The 17,242-nt window shown below is 67.4% G+C and carries 17 protein-coding genes and 1 riboswitch; of the genes, 2 read left to right on the top strand and 15 right to left on the bottom strand.

Translation table 11 applies throughout. The annotated features are described in order from the left end of the window. Positions 1-62: 62 nt before the first annotated feature. On the top strand, positions 63-1,022 hold the full coding sequence (locus tag AC1RMD_RS11150; RefSeq protein WP_492926582.1) for a homoserine kinase: 960 nt from the start codon (positions 63-65) through the stop codon (positions 1,020-1,022). Continuing rightward, positions 1,019-1,792 carry a BPSS1780 family membrane protein gene (locus tag AC1RMD_RS11145; protein WP_492926580.1) on the top strand — a complete coding sequence of 258 codons (774 nt, stop codon included), beginning with the start codon at positions 1,019-1,021 and terminating at the stop codon, positions 1,790-1,792. Before AC1RMD_RS11150 ends, AC1RMD_RS11145 begins: the two co-directional genes overlap by 4 nt. 49 nt (positions 1,793-1,841) lie before the next feature. Here AC1RMD_RS11145 and AC1RMD_RS11140 read toward each other — a convergent pair whose 3' ends face one another. The 15 genes from AC1RMD_RS11140 to AC1RMD_RS11070 all read right to left on the bottom strand — a co-directional run bounded on the left by AC1RMD_RS11140 (position 1,842) and on the right by AC1RMD_RS11070 (position 17,239). Next, a complete protein-coding gene (locus AC1RMD_RS11140) occupies positions 1,842-4,145 on the bottom strand; it encodes a UvrD-helicase domain-containing protein (protein WP_492926578.1) in 2,304 nt (767 codons plus the stop codon). 108 nt (positions 4,146-4,253) lie between these two features. Further along, positions 4,254-6,428, bottom strand: a complete 2,175-nt coding sequence (locus AC1RMD_RS11135) for a M56 family metallopeptidase (protein WP_492926576.1) — start codon at positions 6,426-6,428, stop codon at positions 4,254-4,256. Positions 6,429-6,560: 132 nt separating this feature from the next. Beyond that, the gene (locus AC1RMD_RS11130) at positions 6,561-6,743 is read right to left on the bottom strand and encodes a hypothetical protein (protein ID WP_492926574.1); all 183 of its coding nucleotides are present in this window, start codon (positions 6,741-6,743) and stop codon (positions 6,561-6,563) included. Positions 6,744-7,029: 286 nt separating this feature from the next. Continuing rightward, the gene (locus AC1RMD_RS11125; RefSeq protein ID WP_492926572.1) at positions 7,030-8,136 is read right to left on the bottom strand and encodes an S-(hydroxymethyl)glutathione dehydrogenase/class III alcohol dehydrogenase; all 1,107 of its coding nucleotides are present in this window, start codon (positions 8,134-8,136) and stop codon (positions 7,030-7,032) included. Between the two features lie 99 nt (positions 8,137-8,235). Beyond that, complete coding sequence (locus AC1RMD_RS11120) at positions 8,236-8,691, bottom strand: response regulator (RefSeq protein ID WP_492926570.1); 456 nt, start codon at positions 8,689-8,691, stop codon at positions 8,236-8,238. Between the two features lie 254 nt (positions 8,692-8,945). Continuing rightward, the gene (locus tag AC1RMD_RS11115; protein ID WP_217945042.1) at positions 8,946-9,575 is read right to left on the bottom strand and encodes an ANTAR domain-containing response regulator; all 630 of its coding nucleotides are present in this window, start codon (positions 9,573-9,575) and stop codon (positions 8,946-8,948) included. A 70-nt stretch (positions 9,576-9,645) separates the two neighbouring features. After that, positions 9,646-10,290 (bottom strand): thiamine phosphate synthase, encoded by a 645-nt coding sequence (gene thiE, locus AC1RMD_RS11110; RefSeq protein WP_492926568.1) that lies wholly within the window; start codon positions 10,288-10,290, stop codon positions 9,646-9,648. Positions 10,291-10,299: 9 nt separating this feature from the next. Next, positions 10,300-11,175 (bottom strand): bifunctional hydroxymethylpyrimidine kinase/phosphomethylpyrimidine kinase, encoded by an 876-nt coding sequence (gene thiD / locus AC1RMD_RS11105; protein WP_492926566.1) that lies wholly within the window; start codon positions 11,173-11,175, stop codon positions 10,300-10,302. After that, the gene (locus AC1RMD_RS11100) at positions 11,172-11,957 is read right to left on the bottom strand and encodes a thiazole synthase (RefSeq protein ID WP_492926564.1); all 786 of its coding nucleotides are present in this window, start codon (positions 11,955-11,957) and stop codon (positions 11,172-11,174) included. The genes thiD and AC1RMD_RS11100 overlap by 4 nt, the downstream gene beginning before the upstream one ends. A 109-nt stretch (positions 11,958-12,066) precedes the next feature. Next, entirely contained in the window at positions 12,067-12,270 is a 204-nt protein-coding gene (gene thiS, locus AC1RMD_RS11095) for a sulfur carrier protein ThiS (RefSeq protein WP_492926562.1), read from the bottom strand. 7 nt (positions 12,271-12,277) lie between these two features. Continuing rightward, positions 12,278-14,194: a phosphomethylpyrimidine synthase ThiC gene (thiC, locus tag AC1RMD_RS11090; protein WP_492926560.1), complete on the bottom strand. Its 1,917-nt coding sequence runs from the start codon at positions 14,192-14,194 to the stop codon at positions 12,278-12,280. A 75-nt stretch (positions 14,195-14,269) separates the two neighbouring features. Continuing rightward, positions 14,270-14,370, bottom strand: a riboswitch (TPP riboswitch). A 95-nt stretch (positions 14,371-14,465) separates the two neighbouring features. After that, complete coding sequence (locus AC1RMD_RS11085; RefSeq protein ID WP_492926558.1) at positions 14,466-14,993, bottom strand: hypothetical protein; 528 nt, start codon at positions 14,991-14,993, stop codon at positions 14,466-14,468. Between the two features lie 16 nt (positions 14,994-15,009). Beyond that, complete coding sequence (locus AC1RMD_RS11080) at positions 15,010-15,600, bottom strand: PAN domain-containing protein (protein ID WP_492926556.1); 591 nt, start codon at positions 15,598-15,600, stop codon at positions 15,010-15,012. A gap of 26 nt (positions 15,601-15,626) precedes the next feature. Then, positions 15,627-15,968, bottom strand: coding sequence for a hypothetical protein (locus AC1RMD_RS11075; RefSeq protein WP_492926554.1), 342 nt, complete (start codon positions 15,966-15,968; stop codon positions 15,627-15,629). A 119-nt stretch (positions 15,969-16,087) separates the two neighbouring features. Continuing rightward, positions 16,088-17,239 carry a WG repeat-containing protein gene (locus AC1RMD_RS11070; RefSeq protein WP_492926552.1) on the bottom strand — a complete coding sequence of 384 codons (1,152 nt, stop codon included), beginning with the start codon at positions 17,237-17,239 and terminating at the stop codon, positions 16,088-16,090. Positions 17,240-17,242 lie beyond the last annotated feature (3 nt).

Below are 17,242 nucleotides of genomic sequence, written 5' to 3'. Positions count from 1 at the left end.
CGGGCGTCCCCCGGCCCCGTCCCGACGACGGCGCCGCTCACCGAACCTCATCAAGTTTTCTCATGGCAGTGTTTACCCCGGTTAGCCTGGACGACCTTACCCAGTGGATCAAGCAATTCCCCCTCGGCCAGCCCTCGGCGCTCAAAGGCATCGCCAGCGGCATCGAGAACAGCAACTTTTTCCTGACGACGGAAGCGGGCGAGTACGTCCTGACCATCTTCGAGAACCTGTCCTTCGAGCAGTTGCCGTTTTACCTCAAGCTGATGCACCACCTGGCCGATCGCGGCGTGCTGGTGCCGGCGCCGGTCGCCAACGACCAGGGCGAGCTGATCGTCGCCCTGCACGGCAAGCCGGCGTCCATCGTCACCAAGCTGGAGGGCAAGTCGCAGATGGACCCGCGGCCGGTGCATTGCGCCGCCGTCGGCGCCATGCTGGCGCGCATGCACCTGGCCGCCGTCGACTATCCGCTGCAGCAGCCCAATCTGCGCGGCCTGGACTGGTGGAACGAGACCACGCCGCAAGTGCTGCCCTTCCTGGACGACAGTTGCGCCCACCTGCTGCGCGCCGAAATGCATTTCCAGGACGCGTTTGCCGGCTGCGGCACCTACCGCCAGCTGCAACGCGGCCCGGTGCACGCCGACCTGTTCCGCAACAACGTGATGTTTGACGGCGAGCGCCTGACCGGCTTCTTCGACTTCTACTTCGCCGGCTGCGACACTTGGCTGTTCGACATCGCCGTCACCGTCAACGACTGGTGCGTCGAGCTCGACACCGGCGTGCTCGACACCGCCCGCGTGCGCGCCATGCTGGACGCCTACCACGCCGTGCGGCCGTTCACCGACGCCGAGCAGACCGCCTGGCAGCCGATGCTGCGGGCGGCGGCGCTGCGCTTCTGGCTGTCGCGCCTGTACGACTTCCACCTGCCGCGCGCAGCGGAGATGCTGACGCCGCACGACCCGACCCACTTCGAACGCATCCTGCGCGAACGCATCGCCACGCCGGCGCCGGGACTGCGCGGATGAACCAGCTCCCCGCCAAGGCCGGTTGGCACTGGGTCAAGCAAGCCCTGCAGCTGTTCCGCAAGCAGCCGGGCGCGCTGATGGCGCTGTTCTTCTGCTGCATGTTCATGTCGATGTTGTCGCTGTTGGTGCCCCTGCTCGGTTCGGTGGCGCCGACCTTGCTGGCGCCGATGTTCACCGTCGCCATGTTGCGGGCCTGCGCCGACGTCGACCACGACCAGCGCGCCCTGCCGAACCTGGTGTTCAGCGGCTTCCGCAAGCCGGTGCGCAAACCCCTGCTGGGCCTGGGCGTGATCTACCTGCTGGTGATGCTGCTCGCGCTGGCGGTGCTGAGCTGGCTGGACGACGGCGTGTTGATCCAGATGGCCACGCGCCAGATCCCGATGGACCAGGACATGCTGGAAAATTCCCGCAGCGCCCTGCTGATCTCGTCCGGCATCTACATGCTGGGCTGGATGCTGACCTGCCTGGCCGCGCCGCTGATCTACTGGCAGAACATGACCCTGGCCAAGGCGCTGTTCTTCAGCGTGGTGGCGGTGTGGCGCGACCTCAAGGCCTTCCTGACGGCGGCCGTGGTGCTGTTCCTGATGTTCCAGGTCGGCAGCATGCTGCCGGTGCTGCTGTTCGACTCGGCGCAGCTGAAGGTGACGGCCATCTTCACCATCTTCCTGCTCATGGTCGTGCTGATGCACTGCACGCTGTACGCCTGCTACCGCCAGATCTTCGGCACGCCGCAGGCCAGCGCGGCGCCGGCGCTGCCGCCGAAACCATAAGAACAGGCGGCCATGGCCGCCTGTTCTTATGGTACACCTCGCGCCCGCCTCAGCGGCCCAGCCGGTCCAGCTTGGCGATGCTCAGGTCCAGCACCTTCATGCCGTGGCTGCCGAAGTTGATCTGCGCGCGGGCGTTGTTGCCGCTGCCCTCGATGTTGACGATCACCCCCTCGCCGAACTTGCCGTGCGCGACCGACTCGCCGATGCGCCAGCCGGAGCCGGGCGACTTCTGCGCGATCTTCTGCGCGATGGCGTTGTCCGAACCGACCAGCGGCGCCTGGTCCCAGGCCGATTTCTTGTTGCCGGACCAGTGAGACTGCACCTTGGGCGACAGCCACTTCAGTGATTCCTCCGGCAACTCGTCGAAGAAGCGCGACTTCATGTTGTAGCGGGTCTGGCCGTGCAGCATGCGGGTCTGCGCGAAGCACATGTACAGGCGCTGGCGCGCGCGCGTGATCGCCACGTACATCAGGCGGCGCTCCTCTTCCACGCCGTCGTGCTCGCGCGAGCTGCTCTCGTGCGGGAACAAGCCCTCCTCCAGGCCGGTGATGAAGACGTTGTTGAACTCCAGCCCCTTGGCCGAGTGCACCGTCATCATCTGCACGGCCTGCTGGCCGGCGGTGGCCTGGTTGTCGCCCGCCTCCAGCGACGCGTGCGACAGGAAGGCCGACAGCGGCGACATCACGGTCGGCAGCGCGGCGTCGGCGTCGAGGATCTCGAAGCCGTCCTGGTTGACGATGGGCAAGCCGGACTGCGCCTGGGCCTGCGGGCCCAAGTGGGCCGGCGCGCCCTGGCCGTAACCTTCCTCCGACACGAACTGGGTGGCGGCGCTGACCATCTGCTCCAGGTTCTCGATGCGGTCGGCGCCTTCCTTTTCGGTCTGGTAGTGGGCCAGCAGGCCGGACGCCTCCAGCACCACGCGCACCAGCTCCGGCAAGGCCATCTGCTGCGTTTCAAAGCGCGCGCCCTCGACCAGCTTGACGAAGCCGCCCAGCGACGAGCCGGCCTTGCCGGCCACATACGGCACCGCCGCGTACAGCGACATGCGGTGCTGGTCGGCGGCCGCCTGCAGCGCTTCGATCGAGCGCAGGCCGATGCCGCGGGTCGGGAAGTTCACCACCCGCAGGAAGGCCGAATCGTTGTGCGGATTGTCCATCAGCTGCAGGTAGGCGATCGCGTGCTTGACCTCGGCGCGCTGGAAGTAGCGCAGGCCGCCATACACGTGGTACGGGATGCCGGCCGAGAACAGCGCATGCTCGATCACGCGCGACTGCGCGTTGGAACGGTACAGCACCGCGATCTCGCTGCGGGCGGCGCCGTCGGCGATCAGGTTCTTGGTTTCCTCGATGATCCACTGCGCCTCGGCCAGGTCGGAGCTGGCTTCGTACACGCGCACCTGTTCGCCGTGGCCGGCGTCGGTGCGCAGGTTCTTGCCCAGGCGCTTGCTGTTGTTGGCGATCAGCACGTTGGCGGCGTCCAGGATGTGGCCGTGGGAGCGGTAGTTCTGCTCCAGCTTGATCAAGTTCTGCACCTTGAACTCGCGCTCGAAGGCGCTCATGTTGCCGACGTTGGCGCCGCGGAAGGCGTAGATGCTCTGGTCGTCGTCGCCGACCGCGAACAGGGCGCTGCCGCCGTCGCGTTCGCCGTGGCCGGCCAGCAACTTGAGCCACTTGTATTGCAGGTCATTGGTGTCCTGGAACTCGTCGACCAGGATGTGCTTGAAGCGCTGCTGGTAGTGCTCGCGCAGCGGCTGGTTGCGGCTGAGCAGCTCGTAGGTGCGCAGCAGCAGCTCGGCGAAGTCGACCACGCCTTCGCGCTGGCACTGGTCGTCGTAGAGTTGGTAGAGCTCGCACTTCTTGCGCTCGTCGGCGTTGTAGGGTTCGATCTTGTTGGCGCGCAGGCCCTGGTCCTTGGCGCCGTTGATGAAGTACATCACCTCTTTCGGCGGAAACTTCTCGTCGTCGACGTTGTTGGCCTTGATCAGGCGCTTGATGGCCGACAGCTGGTCCTGGGTATCGAGGATCTGGAAGGTCTGCGGCAGCGCGGCGTCGCGGTGATGGGTGCGCAGCAGGCGGTTGCACAGGCCGTGGAAGGTGCCGATCCACATGCCGCGTGTATTGATCGGCAACATCGCCGACAAACGCGTCATCATTTCCTTGGCGGCCTTGTTGGTGAAGGTCACCGCCAGCAGGCCGGACGGCGACACCTGGCCGGTCTGGATCAGCCAGGCGATGCGGGTCGTCAGAACGCGGGTTTTGCCGGAGCCGGCGCCCGCCAGGATCAGGGCGCTTTGTGCCGGCAGGGTCACGGCGGCGAGTTGTTCGTCGTTGAGATTATGAAGAAGATTGTGCATCCCGTGATTATACCGGGATGGGGGTCAAGTCTGACATTCGGACACGGGCTCCGCCGTAGCTTGCACTACGGCGGAGCCCGTGTCCGAATGTCAGACTTGACCCCAATTTTATGCGGACGGCGCGGGGACGGCTTTGCCGGCCTTGATGGCGTCCTTGATCAGCTCTTTCATGGCGCGCTCCGCTTCGCGGCTGGCCTTGGCTTGCTCGCGGCCCAGCTCGCCCATGGCCTGGCCCAGTTCAGCCATCGGCCGGCTGGCTTCCGCCATCTGTTTGTTCAGCGCTTGCATCGGCGCTTGCATGGCGTGGATTTTTTCCAGTTGCGGCGCCATGTCGCGCTGGGATTGGCTCATCTGGCTTTGCAACGACGCCATTTCGCCCTGCAGCGCGGCTTGGCGCTCGTGGAAGCGGCGCAGCTTTTCCGGCGTCGGCTCGTCGCCCATGTCGCGCGCGGCCTGCTCCATGCGGCGTCCCACGGCTTCCTGCTGGCGGGCCACCCGTTCGATCTGGCGCTGCTGGCGGTCCATGTCCAGCTGGGCCTTGCCTTCGGTGTCGCGGCCCAGTTTCTCCATCTGCCGGCCCAGCGCGTCCATGATTTTGCCTTGCGCATCCATTTTCTTGCCATGCGCATCCATCTTTTCGCCGAGGCGGTTGACGGCGACCCACGCTTCGTCGGCCTTGGCGATGGCGGCCGCGTCCTGGATCAGGTAGGCCTTGTCGCCGTCGCGGAACCAGATGAAGTCGCCCTTGACGGCGCGGCGCGCATTGTCGATTTTGGACAGGTCCTGACGCGTGGCCGAGACCGTCATGGTCTCCTTGTTGGCGTGGACCAGCGCATAGCCGGCACGCTGGCCGTCGCGGTTGGAGAAGTTGGCGCGCTCAAAGTGGTAGCTTTGTGCCCCTGCCGGAGGTGCGGGTGGTGCGGGCGGCGCAGCTGGCGCAGCCGGCAGCGCTGGGGCTGCCGGCGCTGCCGCGACGGCGGGAGTTGCCGGGGTTGCTGGCATGGCGGGCATGGCGGGAGCGGCCGCCAGGACGCGCGGCGGCTTGGGTGGCTTAGGCGGCTTGGCCGGCGCGGCTGGTACCGTCAGTTCGGCGACCGCTGCCGGCTCGGCTGGCTCGGCTGGCGCTGCCGGCGCGGCGGGAGCGGCCGGCGCCGGCGGTGCCGGCGGCTGTACCGGATCGGCGGCGGCGGCGTCGGCCACCTGGCTGACCTGGTCTATCTGCGCGACGGCGGCGACGGCCGGCGGCTGCGGCGCGGCGTGGGCGTAGAACACCGCGCCGGCGGCAAACAAACCCATCAGGGGCAAGGCCATTTTCCAGCTGACCGGTTCAACATCGGGACGCAGCAGGCGTTTGATACGAGACATGAGATTTCCTCCGTGAGCCGCGTGGGCTAGTTGTGTGGTGTCGAACTGGAACCGATCCAGTTCCGACAGGGCCTTTGCCAGCCTCTGGGGCTGGCCAAGCATGTCCACCGCGAGGTCGTCGGCGATTTGTTCCCGCTCGATCCGTATCCTGCGTGACAGGGCCCAAACACTAGGGTGATAGAACAGCACGATCTCGATCGCGCTTTGAATCAGGTTGACCAGGTAGTCGTGCCGCTTGATGTGCGCCAGCTCGTGCGCCAGCAAGGCTTCCAGCAGATCGGGCGGCATGCCGCTGACCAGCGCCGTCGGCACCAGCACGATGGGACGCCAGCAGCCGGCGGTGATCGGGCTGTCCAGCAGGTCGGCCACGCCCAGCCGCACATGGCGTTCGATGTCGAAGCGGCGCGCCAGCTCGGACAGGCGCCGCTGCCAGTAATGATTGACCGTGTATTCGCCGGCGCGGGTGCGCTCGGCCACCCACTTCAGGCCCAGCGCCAGCCGCAGCGACATCAGCGCCGCACCGGCCAGCCACAGGCCGACCACCCACGGCAACTGGCGCCGCAACACCGCTTCAAACGAGGAGAAAGCGCCGTCGCCCAGCAGGCCGGGGGCGGCGGCAGCGGCAGCCTGGCCGGCGGCGTCCGCCATGCCGGCGCCCTGCCCGACCAGCACCCGCAGCAGCGCGGCGGAGCCGGCGCCGCGCTCGCCATCGGCCAGCTGGGCCAGGATGCCGGCCAGCGGCAGCGCCGCGCACAGCAACATGCCGGCGCAGGCCACGGCGTAGCGGGTCTGTGGACGGGCGCCGCGCAGCGCATGCATCGCCAGCGCCACGGCCCAGCCGATCAACAGGCCTTGCCAGATGAAGTGCAGCAGCGCCCAGCCGACGGCGGGCACCAGGGCGGCCAGGACGCTGTTCATGCGCGTCCTGCCGGCCGTGAAATCTTATGATTGCGTATCGCTTCCATTCCGCGCTCCCCAGTTGATGGATGTAGAATAAATTATCTAGATGACGATGTCTAGAACTTTTTTTCTACATTCATCCAGCTGGGTTTAGTGGGCGCGTTTGCCGTGGACGGTGACGACCTGCATCTTGACGCCGTCCACCACCACCACCTTGACCGCGCCGGCGTCGATCGCCGGGGTGGCGCGCACCTGGGCACTGGCGTAGCCGGTGGCGCACAGGATGACGGCGCTGGCGACGAAGATGACTTCCATGTTTTTCAGTACGTTCATGATGTTTCTCCTTCAGTGGTGGGGCTTACTTCCATGACTCCACTGTAGACAAACAGGCCGCCGGACGCCCGCCGATTGCGACGGAATGCAGCTTGACCGGAGCCAACTGCATTCCGCCGCGACAGGCGTAGTGGACTGCGGCGCTTAAATTGGGAGCGAAGGACGTGCAGGCGGCGCGCAGGGCAAGGCGCAAAGCGCAGCGATAGCGGGCTATCGCGAGCATTTGTAACGCCGCCATGCGCGTTGCCTGCGCGGCAGGCGCTCCCGATTTAAGCGCTGCAGTTCACTAATAGATGACGACCGAGCGGATCGATTCGCCGCTCTTCATCAGATCGAAGCCTTCGTTGATGCGTTCCAGCGGCAGGCGATGGGTGATCAGGTCGTCGATATTGAGCTTGCCTTCCATGTACCAGTCGACGATCTTCGGCACGTCGGTGCGGCCGCGCGCGCCGCCGAAAGCGGAACCCTTCCACACCCGCCCGGTCACCAGCTGGAACGGCCGGGTGGAGATCTCCTGCCCCGCCGCCGCCACGCCGATGATGATCGACTGGCCCCAGCCCTTGTGGCAGCACTCGAGCGACTGGCGCATGGTGGTGGTGTTGCCGATGCACTCGAAGCTGTAGTCGGCGCCGCCGTCGGTCAGCCCGATGATGGCGTCGACCACGTTCTCGACTTCCTTAGGATTGATGAAGTGGGTCATGCCGAACTTGCGCGCCATCTCCTGGCGGGCCGGATTGATGTCGACCCCGATGATCTTGTCGGCGCCCACCATCCTGGCCGCCTGGATCACGTTCAGGCCGATGCCGCCCAGGCCGAACACCACCACGTTCGCGCCGGCCTCGACCTTGGCGGTGAACAGCACCGCGCCGACGCCGGTGGTGACGCCGCAACCGATGTAGCACACCTTGTCGAACGGCGCGTCTTCGCGGATCTTGGCCAGCGCGATCTCCGGCACCACGATGTAGTTGGAGAAGGTCGACGTGCCCATGTAGTGGTAGATCGGCTTGCCGGCTATCGAGAAGCGGCTGGTGGCGTCCGGCATCAGGCCGCGGCCCTGGGTGGAACGGATCGACTGGCACAGGTTGGTCTTCTGCGACAGGCAGAATTTGCACTGGCGGCACTCCGGCGTGTACAGCGGAATGACGTGGTCGTCCTTCTTGAGCGACTTGACGCCGGGACCGACGTCGACCACCACGCCCGCGCCTTCATGGCCGAGGATGGCCGGGAAGATGCCTTCCGGATCGGCGCCGGACAGGGTGTAGTAATCGGTGTGGCAAATGCCGGTGGCCTTGATCTCGACCAGCACCTCGCCTTCGCGCGGGCCGCCCAGTTCCACTTCCTCGATCGTCAGCGGTTTGCCCGCCTGCCATGCAATAGCTGCTTTGGTTTTCATTGTTCGTCCTGTGGCTGCGTTGTTCGGGGCACCGGAACGGGGGGCCGTTCCGGTGGTCCGCCATGATAGCAAGCCGGCGACGATCTGTGGCGCGTGCGACTACTGCGGTTCGACCGGCATCGCCGAACCGATGCCCAGCAGGTCGGACACGGTGCGCCACAGCTGGCGCGGCGAAGTCCACGGCTTGGGCAGGAAGGCGCAGCCGGCCGTGTGGCGCTCGGGATGGCGCGCCGAATACACCAGCACGCGGGCCTCGCCCTGGTGCTGCTGCAACAGCGGCAGCAGGCTGGCGCCGTCGCCGTCGGCCAGGTCGGGATCGATCACCACCAGCGCGAACCGCTGGTGTTGCAGCATGTCGCGCGCGTCGGCCAGGGTGGACGCATGGGTGACCCGGGTTTCCGGCACCAGCAGCGTCGACAGCACCAGCGCCGCGTCGAAGTCCTTGTCGATATGCAGCACGCGGGGCGCTTCCGCGAAAATCGAAAAACCGATCGCGGCGCCGCCGTCCTGCTCGCTGAAGGGCCGATAGCCATCCTGGGAATAATCGTTCGTCATAAGTGTCTCCGCACACAAAAACCAAGGGATCGCGGCGCCGGCAGCACGGGGCTGGCAGGACAACGCAGGGGTCGGCGGAGTTGGGCCGAGGGGATACGGACGGCCGCAGGGAACAGGCGGCTGGGGAGGCGGCAGGCGCAGGTTGGAGGCCCCGCCGCACTACGAAGCGGGCAGGACAGGCCTGCCGCTCATGGACACAGTCTACATGATGAGTACCGCAAAGCAAGAAAATACCGAAAAATAAGCGCCGGCGTTTACTTTTTCAGACGCTGGTTGAAGGCCACGTGCAAACTGTTCAAGGTTTCCTCGGCCGCCAGCAACTGGTCGGCCACCTCGTTGACCTTGCGGCGGTTGGAGCGGGCGTGGTCGCGCAGCACTTCGAAGGCGGTGTTGCGGTCGGTCTGGAATTTGCACATCAGCAGGCCGACGGCCAGGCTGGTCTCGCGGCCGGCGGCCAGCGCGGCGTTCAGATTGAGCTCGGTGCGGCGCAGCTGGCGGATTTCGTCGGCGCGCGCCAGGCCGGCGGCAAACGCCGGCATCAGGTGTTTTTCGTCGACCGGCTTGACCAGGAAGCCGACCGCGCCGTACGAGGCGGCCTGCTTGCCGGCGTCGGCGTCGCCGCGGCCGGACAGGAACATGAAGGGCACCGAGCTGGTGGCGTGCAATTGCTTGGCCAGCTCCAGCCCGTTCATGCCGGGCATGTGGATGTCGAGCAGGGCCAGGTCCGGTTCGCGCTGGGCGATCTGCTCCAGCGCCTGTTCGGCCGACGAGGCCTTGAGGATGTCGTAGCCGGCGTGGCCCAGCACCTCGCCCAGGAAATCGAGCAGCAGTGGGTCATCGTCGACGATCAGAATCAGACGCTTCGGGCTGGAAGGGACATTCATGTGGCGGCAACCTTAGGCTTAAGCTAACCCGCCAATTATAAGGCGGAAAACCGCCCGTCATGCCAGCCTTTTATCGCCCCGTATTTTTATCGGCATAAAGCCGCAGGAACGCGGCCACGGCGGCGCCGACGTCGTCGGCCTGGTAGACGCTGCTGATGGCCGCCACCATGGAGGCGCCGCGCGCGGCCAGCGGCGCGGCGTTGTCCGGCGTCATGCCGCCGATCACCACGGTCGGCACGCGAACCGCCGCGCGCGCCTGGTCGAGGATCTCCATCCTGGTAGTCACTGCGTACTGCTTCACGCGCGACGGGTAGAAACCGCCGAACGCCACGTAGCTGGCGCCGGCCGCCTGCGCCGCCAGCGCGCGCGGCAGGTCGCCATAGCAGGAGGCGCCGATGATCTTGTCCGCCCCCAGCCGGGCGCGCACCTGCGCCACGTCGGCATCGGTGCCGCCGAGGTGGACGCCGTCGGCGCCGAGCTGCTCGCACAGCTCGACATAATCATTGACGATGAAAGGCACGCCGTAGCGCCGGCACAACGCCAGCAAGGCGCCGGCTTGATCCAGCCGCTGCTGCGGGCCGGCTTCCTTGTGGCGGTATTGCAGCATGGCGACGCCCGGCCGCGCGCCCTGGGCGGCGGCCAGCGCCCGCTCGCTCAGCGCCAGCATCCTGGCGCTGTCGTCCCAGTTGGGGGTAACCAAATAAAGTCCGTGCATGATGTGCTCTCAAATCAAAGGTAGGCGCTGCGGGATGCGCTGGCCGGCGGCCACCGTGTAGGCGCCGCGCAGCGCGCGATAGCAATACTGTTGCGCCAGTTCCAGCGCGCGTTCCATCGACATGCCCAGCGCCAGCTGGCCGGCGATGGCCGAGGCCAGCGTGCAGCCGCTGCCGTGGAATTCGCCGGCCAGGCGCGGCCAGCTCCAGTGGCGCGCGTCCTCGGGCGGCTCGCTGTCGGACAGGCGCGGCGCCGGCGTGGCGCCGGGACCGAACCAGCGGTTGATGACTTCCTCGCCACGCTCATCATGGCCGCCGGTGATCAACACATGGCGGCAACCGCGCGCGCGCAAGGCCTGCGCCTGCGCGCCCGGTTCGGCCGTGCCGGTCAGCGCCAGCGCTTCCGGGCCGTTGGGGGTGAGCACCGTCACCAGCGGCAGCAGCGGCGCCAGCGCCTGCACCGCGTCGTCGCGCGACAGCAGGTCGCCGTGGCCGCTGGCCAGCACCGGGTCCAGCACCACCGGCAACTCCGGCTGGCGGGCGCGCAGGCGGCCGATGATCTCGGCGATCGCCAGCGCGTTGGCGGCGCTGCCGGGAATGCCGATCTTCACCGCCCGCACCGTCATCTTGTCGAGCAGCGCCTGCGCCTGGCGCAGCACCATCGCGCCGTCGACCGGCTGCACGCCGTAGACGCGGTCGTTGTCCTGCACCGTCAGCGCGGTGGCCACGGTGAGCGCGTGCGCGCCCTGCCCGGCCACCGCTTGCAGGTCGGCGGCGATGCCGGCGCCGCCGGACGGATCGAGTCCGGCGAACACCAGCACGCACGGCCGCGCCACCAGTTGCGCCATCAGCTGCGCCGCCATTTGCGAGGACAGGCGCTCGCTCATGCCAGCCGGCCCGCCATCGGCGACGACGGCGAGGCCGCGAACTTGCGGGCGATGCGGCCCGCCAGGTAAGCCTCGCGGCCGGCCTGCACGGCCAGCTTCATGGCGCGCGCCATGCGCACCGGATCGCGCGCGCCGGCGATGGCGGTGTTCATCAGCACGCCGTCGCAGCCCAGCTCCATGGCGATGGCGGCGTCCGACGCCGTGCCGACGCCGGCATCGACCAGCACCGGCACCTTGGCCTGCTCGATGATCAGCGACAGGTTCCACGGGTTGAGGATGCCCATGCCGGAGCCGATCAGCGAGGCCAGCGGCATCACCGCGACGCAGCCGATCTGCTCCAGCAGCTTGGCCTGGATCGGATCGTCGCTGCAGTAGACCATGACGTCGAAGCCGTCCCTGACCAGCGCCTCGGCGGCGATCAGGGTTTCCGGCATGTGCGGGAACAGCGTCTTCTCGTCGCCCAGCACTTCCAGCTTGACCAGCTTGTGGCCGTTCAGCAGCTCGCGCGCCATTTGCAGCGTGTAGACCGCGTCCTTGGCGGTGTAGCAGCCGGCCGTGTTGGGCAGGATGGTGTACTGTGACGGCGGCAGCACGTCCAGCAGGCTGGGTGCCTTCGGGTCCTGGCCGATGTTGACGCGGCGGATCGCCACGGTGATGATTTCCGCTTCGGCGGCGTCGGTCGCCGCGCGGGTCTGCGGCAGGTCCTTGTACTTGCCGCTGCCGACCAGCAGCCGCGATTTGTAGCTCTTGCCTGCGATGGTGAGCAAGTCTTGATGGTCCATGATGGTTCCTTATCCTTGGGGGTCAAGTCTGACATTCGGACACGGCCTCTGCCCTAGCGGCCGCTACGGCAGAGGCCGTGTCCGAATGTCAGACTTGACCCCATTAAAATTAGCCGCCGCCGATGGCGCGCACGATGTCGACCTGGTCCTGCGGCTGCAGCTCGCGCTGCGGCCACTGCTGGCGCGGCACCACGGCGCGGTTGACCGCCAGCGCCAGCGCCTGCCCGGTCAGCGACAGCGCGGCGACCAGCTGGGCTAGCGTCTGCCGCGGCGGCACCTGGTAGGGGGCGCCGTTCAATTCGATGTCGATCATGCCGGCCTCACAGCTTGCGATACAGCTCGGCGCCGTTCTTGATGAACTCCACCGCCTTCACCTGCATGCCCTGCTGCAGCGCCGCGCCGTCGGACACGCCGTTGGCCTTGGCGTACTCGCGCACTTCCTGGGTGATCTTCATCGAGCAGAAATGCGGGCCGCACATCGAGCAGAAGTGCGCCACCTTGGCCGAATCCTTGGGCAGGGTCTCGTCGTGGAATTCGCGCGCCTTGTCCGGATCGAGGCCGATGTTGAACTGGTCGTCCCAGCGGAACTCGAAGCGCGCCTTGGACAGCGCGTTGTCGCGGATCTGCGCGCCCGGATGGCCCTTGGCCAGGTCGGCCGCGTGGGCGGCGATCTTGTAGGTGATGATGCCGTCCTTGACGTCGTTCTTGTCGGGCAGGCCCAGGTGCTCTTTCGGCGTGACGTAGCACAGCATGGCGGTGCCGTACCAGCCGATCTGCGCGGCGCCGATGCCGGAGGTGATGTGGTCGTAGCCGGGCGCGATGTCGGTGGTCAAGGGGCCCAGCGTGTAGAACGGCGCTTCGTGGCACTGTTCCAGCTGCAGGTCCATGTTCTCCTTGATCAGCTGCATCGGCACGTGGCCCGGGCCTTCGATCATCACCTGCACGTCGTGCTTCCAGGCGATCTGGGTCAGTTCGCCCAGCGTCTTCAGCTCGCCCAGCTGCGCTTCGTCGTTGGCGTCGTAGATCGAGCCGGGACGCAGGCCGTCGCCCAGGGAGAACGAGACGTCGTAGGCCTTCATGATGGCGCAGATCTCTTCGAAGTGCGTGTACAGGAACGATTCCTGGTGGTGCGCCAGGCACCACTTGGCCATGATCGAGCCGCCGCGCGAGACGATGCCGGTCAGGCGCTTGGCCGTCATCGGCACGTAGCGCAGCAGCACGCCGGCGTGGATGGTGAAGTAGTCGACGCCCTGCTCGGCCTGCTCGATCAGGGTGTCGCGGAAGATCTCCCAGGTCAGGTCCTCGGCCTTGCCGTTGACCTTCTCCAGCGCCTGGTAGATCGGCACGGTGCCGATCGGGACCGGGCTGTTGCGGATGATCCACTCGCGGGTTTCATGGATGTGCTTGCCGGTCGACAGGTCCATGACGTTGTCGCCGCCCCAGCGGATGGCCCAGGTCATCTTCTCGACTTCCTCGCCGATCGACGAGGTGACGGCGGAGTTGCCGATGTTGGCGTTGATCTTCACCAGGAAGTTGCGGCCGATGATCATCGGCTCGATTTCCGGGTGGTTGATGTTGGCCGGGATGATGGCGCGGCCGCGGGCGATTTCCTCGCGCACGAATTCGGGCGTGATGACGGCCGGGATGCTGGCGCCGAACGACTGGCCCGGATGCTGGCGGCCCATCAGGTCGGCCAGGCGCTGGCCCATCGGGCCGGAGTGCTTCAGGTCTTCCATGTACTCCTGGCGGCGCAGGTTTTCGCGGATGGCGACGAACTCCATCTCGGGCGTGACGATGCCCTGGCGCGCGTAGTGCATCTGCGTGACGTTCTTGCCGTCACGGGCGCGGCGCGGCTTGCGGAGCAGGTTGAAGCGCAGCTCGGCCAGCGCCGGGTCCGCCAGGCGGGCCTGGCCGTATTCGGAGCTCGGGCCATCCAGTTCTTCGGTGTCGTCGCGCTCGAGTATCCACGGCAGGCGCGGCGTCGCGGCCAGGCCGGAGCGGATGTCGATCAGCGCTTCCGGGTCGGTGTACGGGCCGGAGGTGTCGTACACGTAGATCGGCGGATTGGCCTCGAAGCCGAACGAGGCCGGCGTGTCGGACTGGGTGATCTGGCGCATCGGCACGCGGATGTCGGGACGGCTGCCTTCGACGTAAACTTTGCGGGAATTCGGCAAGGGCTTGATGGCTGCCTCGTCCACCGTGGCGGTGGCGGAGAGGAATTTGGCGTTGGCGTTCATGTGGCTCCTTCGTTAGCTACAGGAGCCAGCAAAGGAGATTGGACGGCGCCGGGCCACAGATGGAGCGATGCGTGGCGGCGATGTCCTAAGCTTCCCTTCGCTGGCATTATCCAGATCAGGTTCGGAGGGTATTTCTCACCCGCGCATCGCAATGCGCAGGACCCCTAGCGTGTGCCGCCTTGCGGCAGCGGGCTGATTATACGCCGCGCCGCGCCGCGCGGACCATGTCCGCGCAAAAAAAACCGCCATACCCGGTATCAGGCCACGCGGGCTAGCCGGATGCGGGCGGGGCGCCGCGCGCCAAGCGCGGCACGGCGTACAGCAACAACGCCAGCGCCGCCAGCGGCATGCCCACTTCCAGCTGATAGCCCGGCAGGAAATGCGCGCGCCACAACAGCCAGGCCAAGGCGGCCGCGCTGCCCAGACACAGCAACGGCTCGGCCCGCGCCGCGCGGACGCCCGCCGCAGGCGCCACCGCCACGGCAAGTTGCAGCGCGGCCGGCCAGAAGAACACCAGCAAGCCGGCCATGCTGTAGGAATCGCCCCAGGAAAACATCTCGTAAGGGATAAATTCCAGCCGCCCGGGCAGCTTCGACGGCGCCGGCGATCCGGCGCGCGGCGCAACGGCGGCCGGGGCCCGGACCGTCGCCAGGGCCGGCGCGGACGCCGAACGCGCCAGGCCGGGCGGCTGGCCCTGCGTGCCGCAGCTATACAGCGGCAGGAAGAAACAACCTGCCAGCAAGAACGCGGCCAGGCGTTTCAAGCCCGCCAGCCAACGGGGCGCGACGACGAAGCTCATGATGTTCTCCTCGCGCTCAGTCGGACGATTTGGCGCCGGAAACGCAGCAGTCGTTATTGCTCGCTTGTGGCACCGTGTGTTTCAACCAGCAGCGCGAGACCCGTCCCTGCACGCCCGGCCTGACCCAGCTGAAACTGCGGCACTGGGCATCCTGTTCGCAGCGCGCGGCGCAGCTGCCGGCGTCGCCGCCGCCGGGCTCGCTCCAGGCATCGTTGTAGTCGCCGCCGTAACGGTTGATCCCGGACTGCAAGCGCTGCATCGAGCCGCCGCCACCACCGCCCGCCCCCCCATCCGTGCCCGCGCCCCCGCCATGGCAGCGCGCCAGCTTGACCACCTTGTCCGGCATATCGTCAAAAAAGGGGCTGAACAGACGCTGGAACTGGTCGGCGTCGTGATGATTGGCGGCGCTGCGCACCCGCACGTACTCGGGCTGGCGATCATAGCGGGCCGGGCTGGGCGAGATCACGTACTGGATATTGCAGGGTTCACTCCACGGCAAGTTGGGATTCATGCGGTTGGCCCACACTCCCCACGGCTCGGCGCCTTGGGCGGCGCACAGGCAAGGCAGCACCAGCAGCGCGGCCAACATCGATAGCGGCTTTTTCATCACGGTCTCCGGGCATGGTGGGTGGGTCAGGGATGCAGCAGGTTGACGGTGGTTTCCGTGATGTCGACGCCATGCCGGAAATTGTGATAAATGTCCGAGCATTCGCCCGGCAGCGGCCGGCCGTTGCGGTCGCCGCACCAGCGGATTTCCGCCACCCAGTTGGCGCCGAATTTGAGTGCGGCGGCGCGCGGGCCGTTGATCGTGTGCAGGGTCTTGCTGGTGGCCCAGTACACCGGCGTCTTGCCGGCCGGGTCGGGGCCGTCGCGGAACGAGATCAAGCCCTGGTACAACGAGACGGGCTCGACCGCTTGGACCATGGGCGCGGCGCTGGCGGCCACGAACAGACACAGGGCAAGTTGCAGTTTCATGCTGGACTCCTTTGGGTGGGTGCTGCGACGGGGGATGCCTGCTTAACGCCCATAAATTCTTGTCAGTTGACAATAATCAGTGTCATTTAGAAATACTATGGAGAGACCGGCCAGGCGCTTCACCGCACCGGCGCCAGGCCGTCGGCGAAGTCGCCGGCCTCCATGTAACGAGGTGGAATGACGAACCGTCCGTCGCGGTCGAGATAACCCCACAGCAGGCCGCAGCGGGCGGCCGCCAGGCCATCGGCATAGGGACGCACGGCGTCGACCCGCTGCCCGCCGCCGCAGGTGACGGACGCGGCGGCGCCCTCGGGGGATACGGCGGAGGCGCTGGACGCGGACGGCGGCGCCAGCGGCCCGCCGGCCGCCGGCGCCGCCACGCGCTGGCCGAGCCGGTCGATCTGCTGCCAGCCGCCGTCGACGCGGACCATCGCCTGCCCCGCCGCAAAGGACGTGGCTCGCTCGTAGCGGCGCGGCAGTTTCAGCCGTCCCTGCCGATCGACATAGCCCCAGCGCGCCACCTGCAAGGTGCGCAGCAGGTCCGCCGCCAGCACGGCGCGCGTGCCCTTCCCGCCGTGCGCCGTGGCGCGCAGCGTACGCTCGAAGCGGTCATGGTCCATCCAGTCGAGCGCATCGGTCAATGGCAGCGTGGCGAGCTTGATGTCGGTGGCGCCGAGGCGGCGGCCCAGTTGCCGCCATGCGGCCAGCAAGGCCTCGTAATGCGCGTCGAACTCGCCGTGCGGCACCGCCGCCGGCACGTCCGGCGGCGCCTGCCGCCACTCCGGCAGACAGGCGCCGCACCAGCCCTGGATCAAGCGCATCAACGCCAGGCCGTCAGCGCGCCGGTCCAACACCGCCAGACGGCCGCCGTCCGTCACCTGCCACGGCAGCATGAAGGCGCAGCGACTGTCCGAGCGCAGCCTCAGCGGCGGCTGGTCCGCGATCCAGATGCGCAACTCGACCGCCAGATACAGCGGTGCCTGCGCGGCGCCGGCCGGATCGGCATCGCAGCGCCGCACGCCGAACGCAGGCTGCGCGCCGCCGACCAGCCCGGCCAGCACGGCGCCAGGCTCGGACGGCAGCACGACGGCATCGGCCGCGCGCCGTCGAAAATAGACTTGCTCGGTTTCCGCGGCGCTGGCGCTGTCCTGCCGCGTCACGGTCAATTGCAGCGCTTCGATCGCTGCGGGCCGCACCGAAAAAGCCGGTTGCGCGCCGGCCGCCGCGCACCAGCACAGCGCCCACAACAAGCCGGACAAGAACAGGCGCACGGC

It is taken from the genome of Duganella sp. GW822-FHT06D06 (assembly GCF_058799615.1).
The sequence above is the reverse complement of the archived record's forward strand: the minus strand, read 5'-3'. Positions and strand labels throughout refer to the sequence as shown.

Coding starts and splice junctions, on each gene's coding strand:
- AC1RMD_RS11150 (WP_492926582.1), top strand. CDS start 63: ATGGCAGTGTTTACCCCGGTTAGCCTGGACGACCTTACCCAGTGGATC.
- AC1RMD_RS11145 (WP_492926580.1), top strand. CDS start 1,019: ATGAACCAGCTCCCCGCCAAGGCCGGTTGGCACTGGGTCAAGCAAGCC.
- AC1RMD_RS11140 (WP_492926578.1), bottom strand. CDS start 4,145: ATGCACAATCTTCTTCATAATCTCAACGACGAACAACTCGCCGCCGTG.
- AC1RMD_RS11135 (WP_492926576.1), bottom strand. CDS start 6,428: ATGAACAGCGTCCTGGCCGCCCTGGTGCCCGCCGTCGGCTGGGCGCTG.
- AC1RMD_RS11130 (WP_492926574.1), bottom strand. CDS start 6,743: ATGAACGTACTGAAAAACATGGAAGTCATCTTCGTCGCCAGCGCCGTC.
- AC1RMD_RS11125 (WP_492926572.1), bottom strand. CDS start 8,136: ATGAAAACCAAAGCAGCTATTGCATGGCAGGCGGGCAAACCGCTGACG.
- AC1RMD_RS11120 (WP_492926570.1), bottom strand. CDS start 8,691: ATGACGAACGATTATTCCCAGGATGGCTATCGGCCCTTCAGCGAGCAG.
- AC1RMD_RS11115 (WP_217945042.1), bottom strand. CDS start 9,575: ATGAATGTCCCTTCCAGCCCGAAGCGTCTGATTCTGATCGTCGACGAT.
- thiE (WP_492926568.1), bottom strand. CDS start 10,290: ATGCACGGACTTTATTTGGTTACCCCCAACTGGGACGACAGCGCCAGG.
- thiD (WP_492926566.1), bottom strand. CDS start 11,175: ATGAGCGAGCGCCTGTCCTCGCAAATGGCGGCGCAGCTGATGGCGCAA.
- AC1RMD_RS11100 (WP_492926564.1), bottom strand. CDS start 11,957: ATGGACCATCAAGACTTGCTCACCATCGCAGGCAAGAGCTACAAATCG.
- thiS (WP_492926562.1), bottom strand. CDS start 12,270: ATGATCGACATCGAATTGAACGGCGCCCCCTACCAGGTGCCGCCGCGG.
- thiC (WP_492926560.1), bottom strand. CDS start 14,194: ATGAACGCCAACGCCAAATTCCTCTCCGCCACCGCCACGGTGGACGAG.
- AC1RMD_RS11085 (WP_492926558.1), bottom strand. CDS start 14,993: ATGAGCTTCGTCGTCGCGCCCCGTTGGCTGGCGGGCTTGAAACGCCTG.
- AC1RMD_RS11080 (WP_492926556.1), bottom strand. CDS start 15,600: ATGAAAAAGCCGCTATCGATGTTGGCCGCGCTGCTGGTGCTGCCTTGC.
- AC1RMD_RS11075 (WP_492926554.1), bottom strand. CDS start 15,968: ATGAAACTGCAACTTGCCCTGTGTCTGTTCGTGGCCGCCAGCGCCGCG.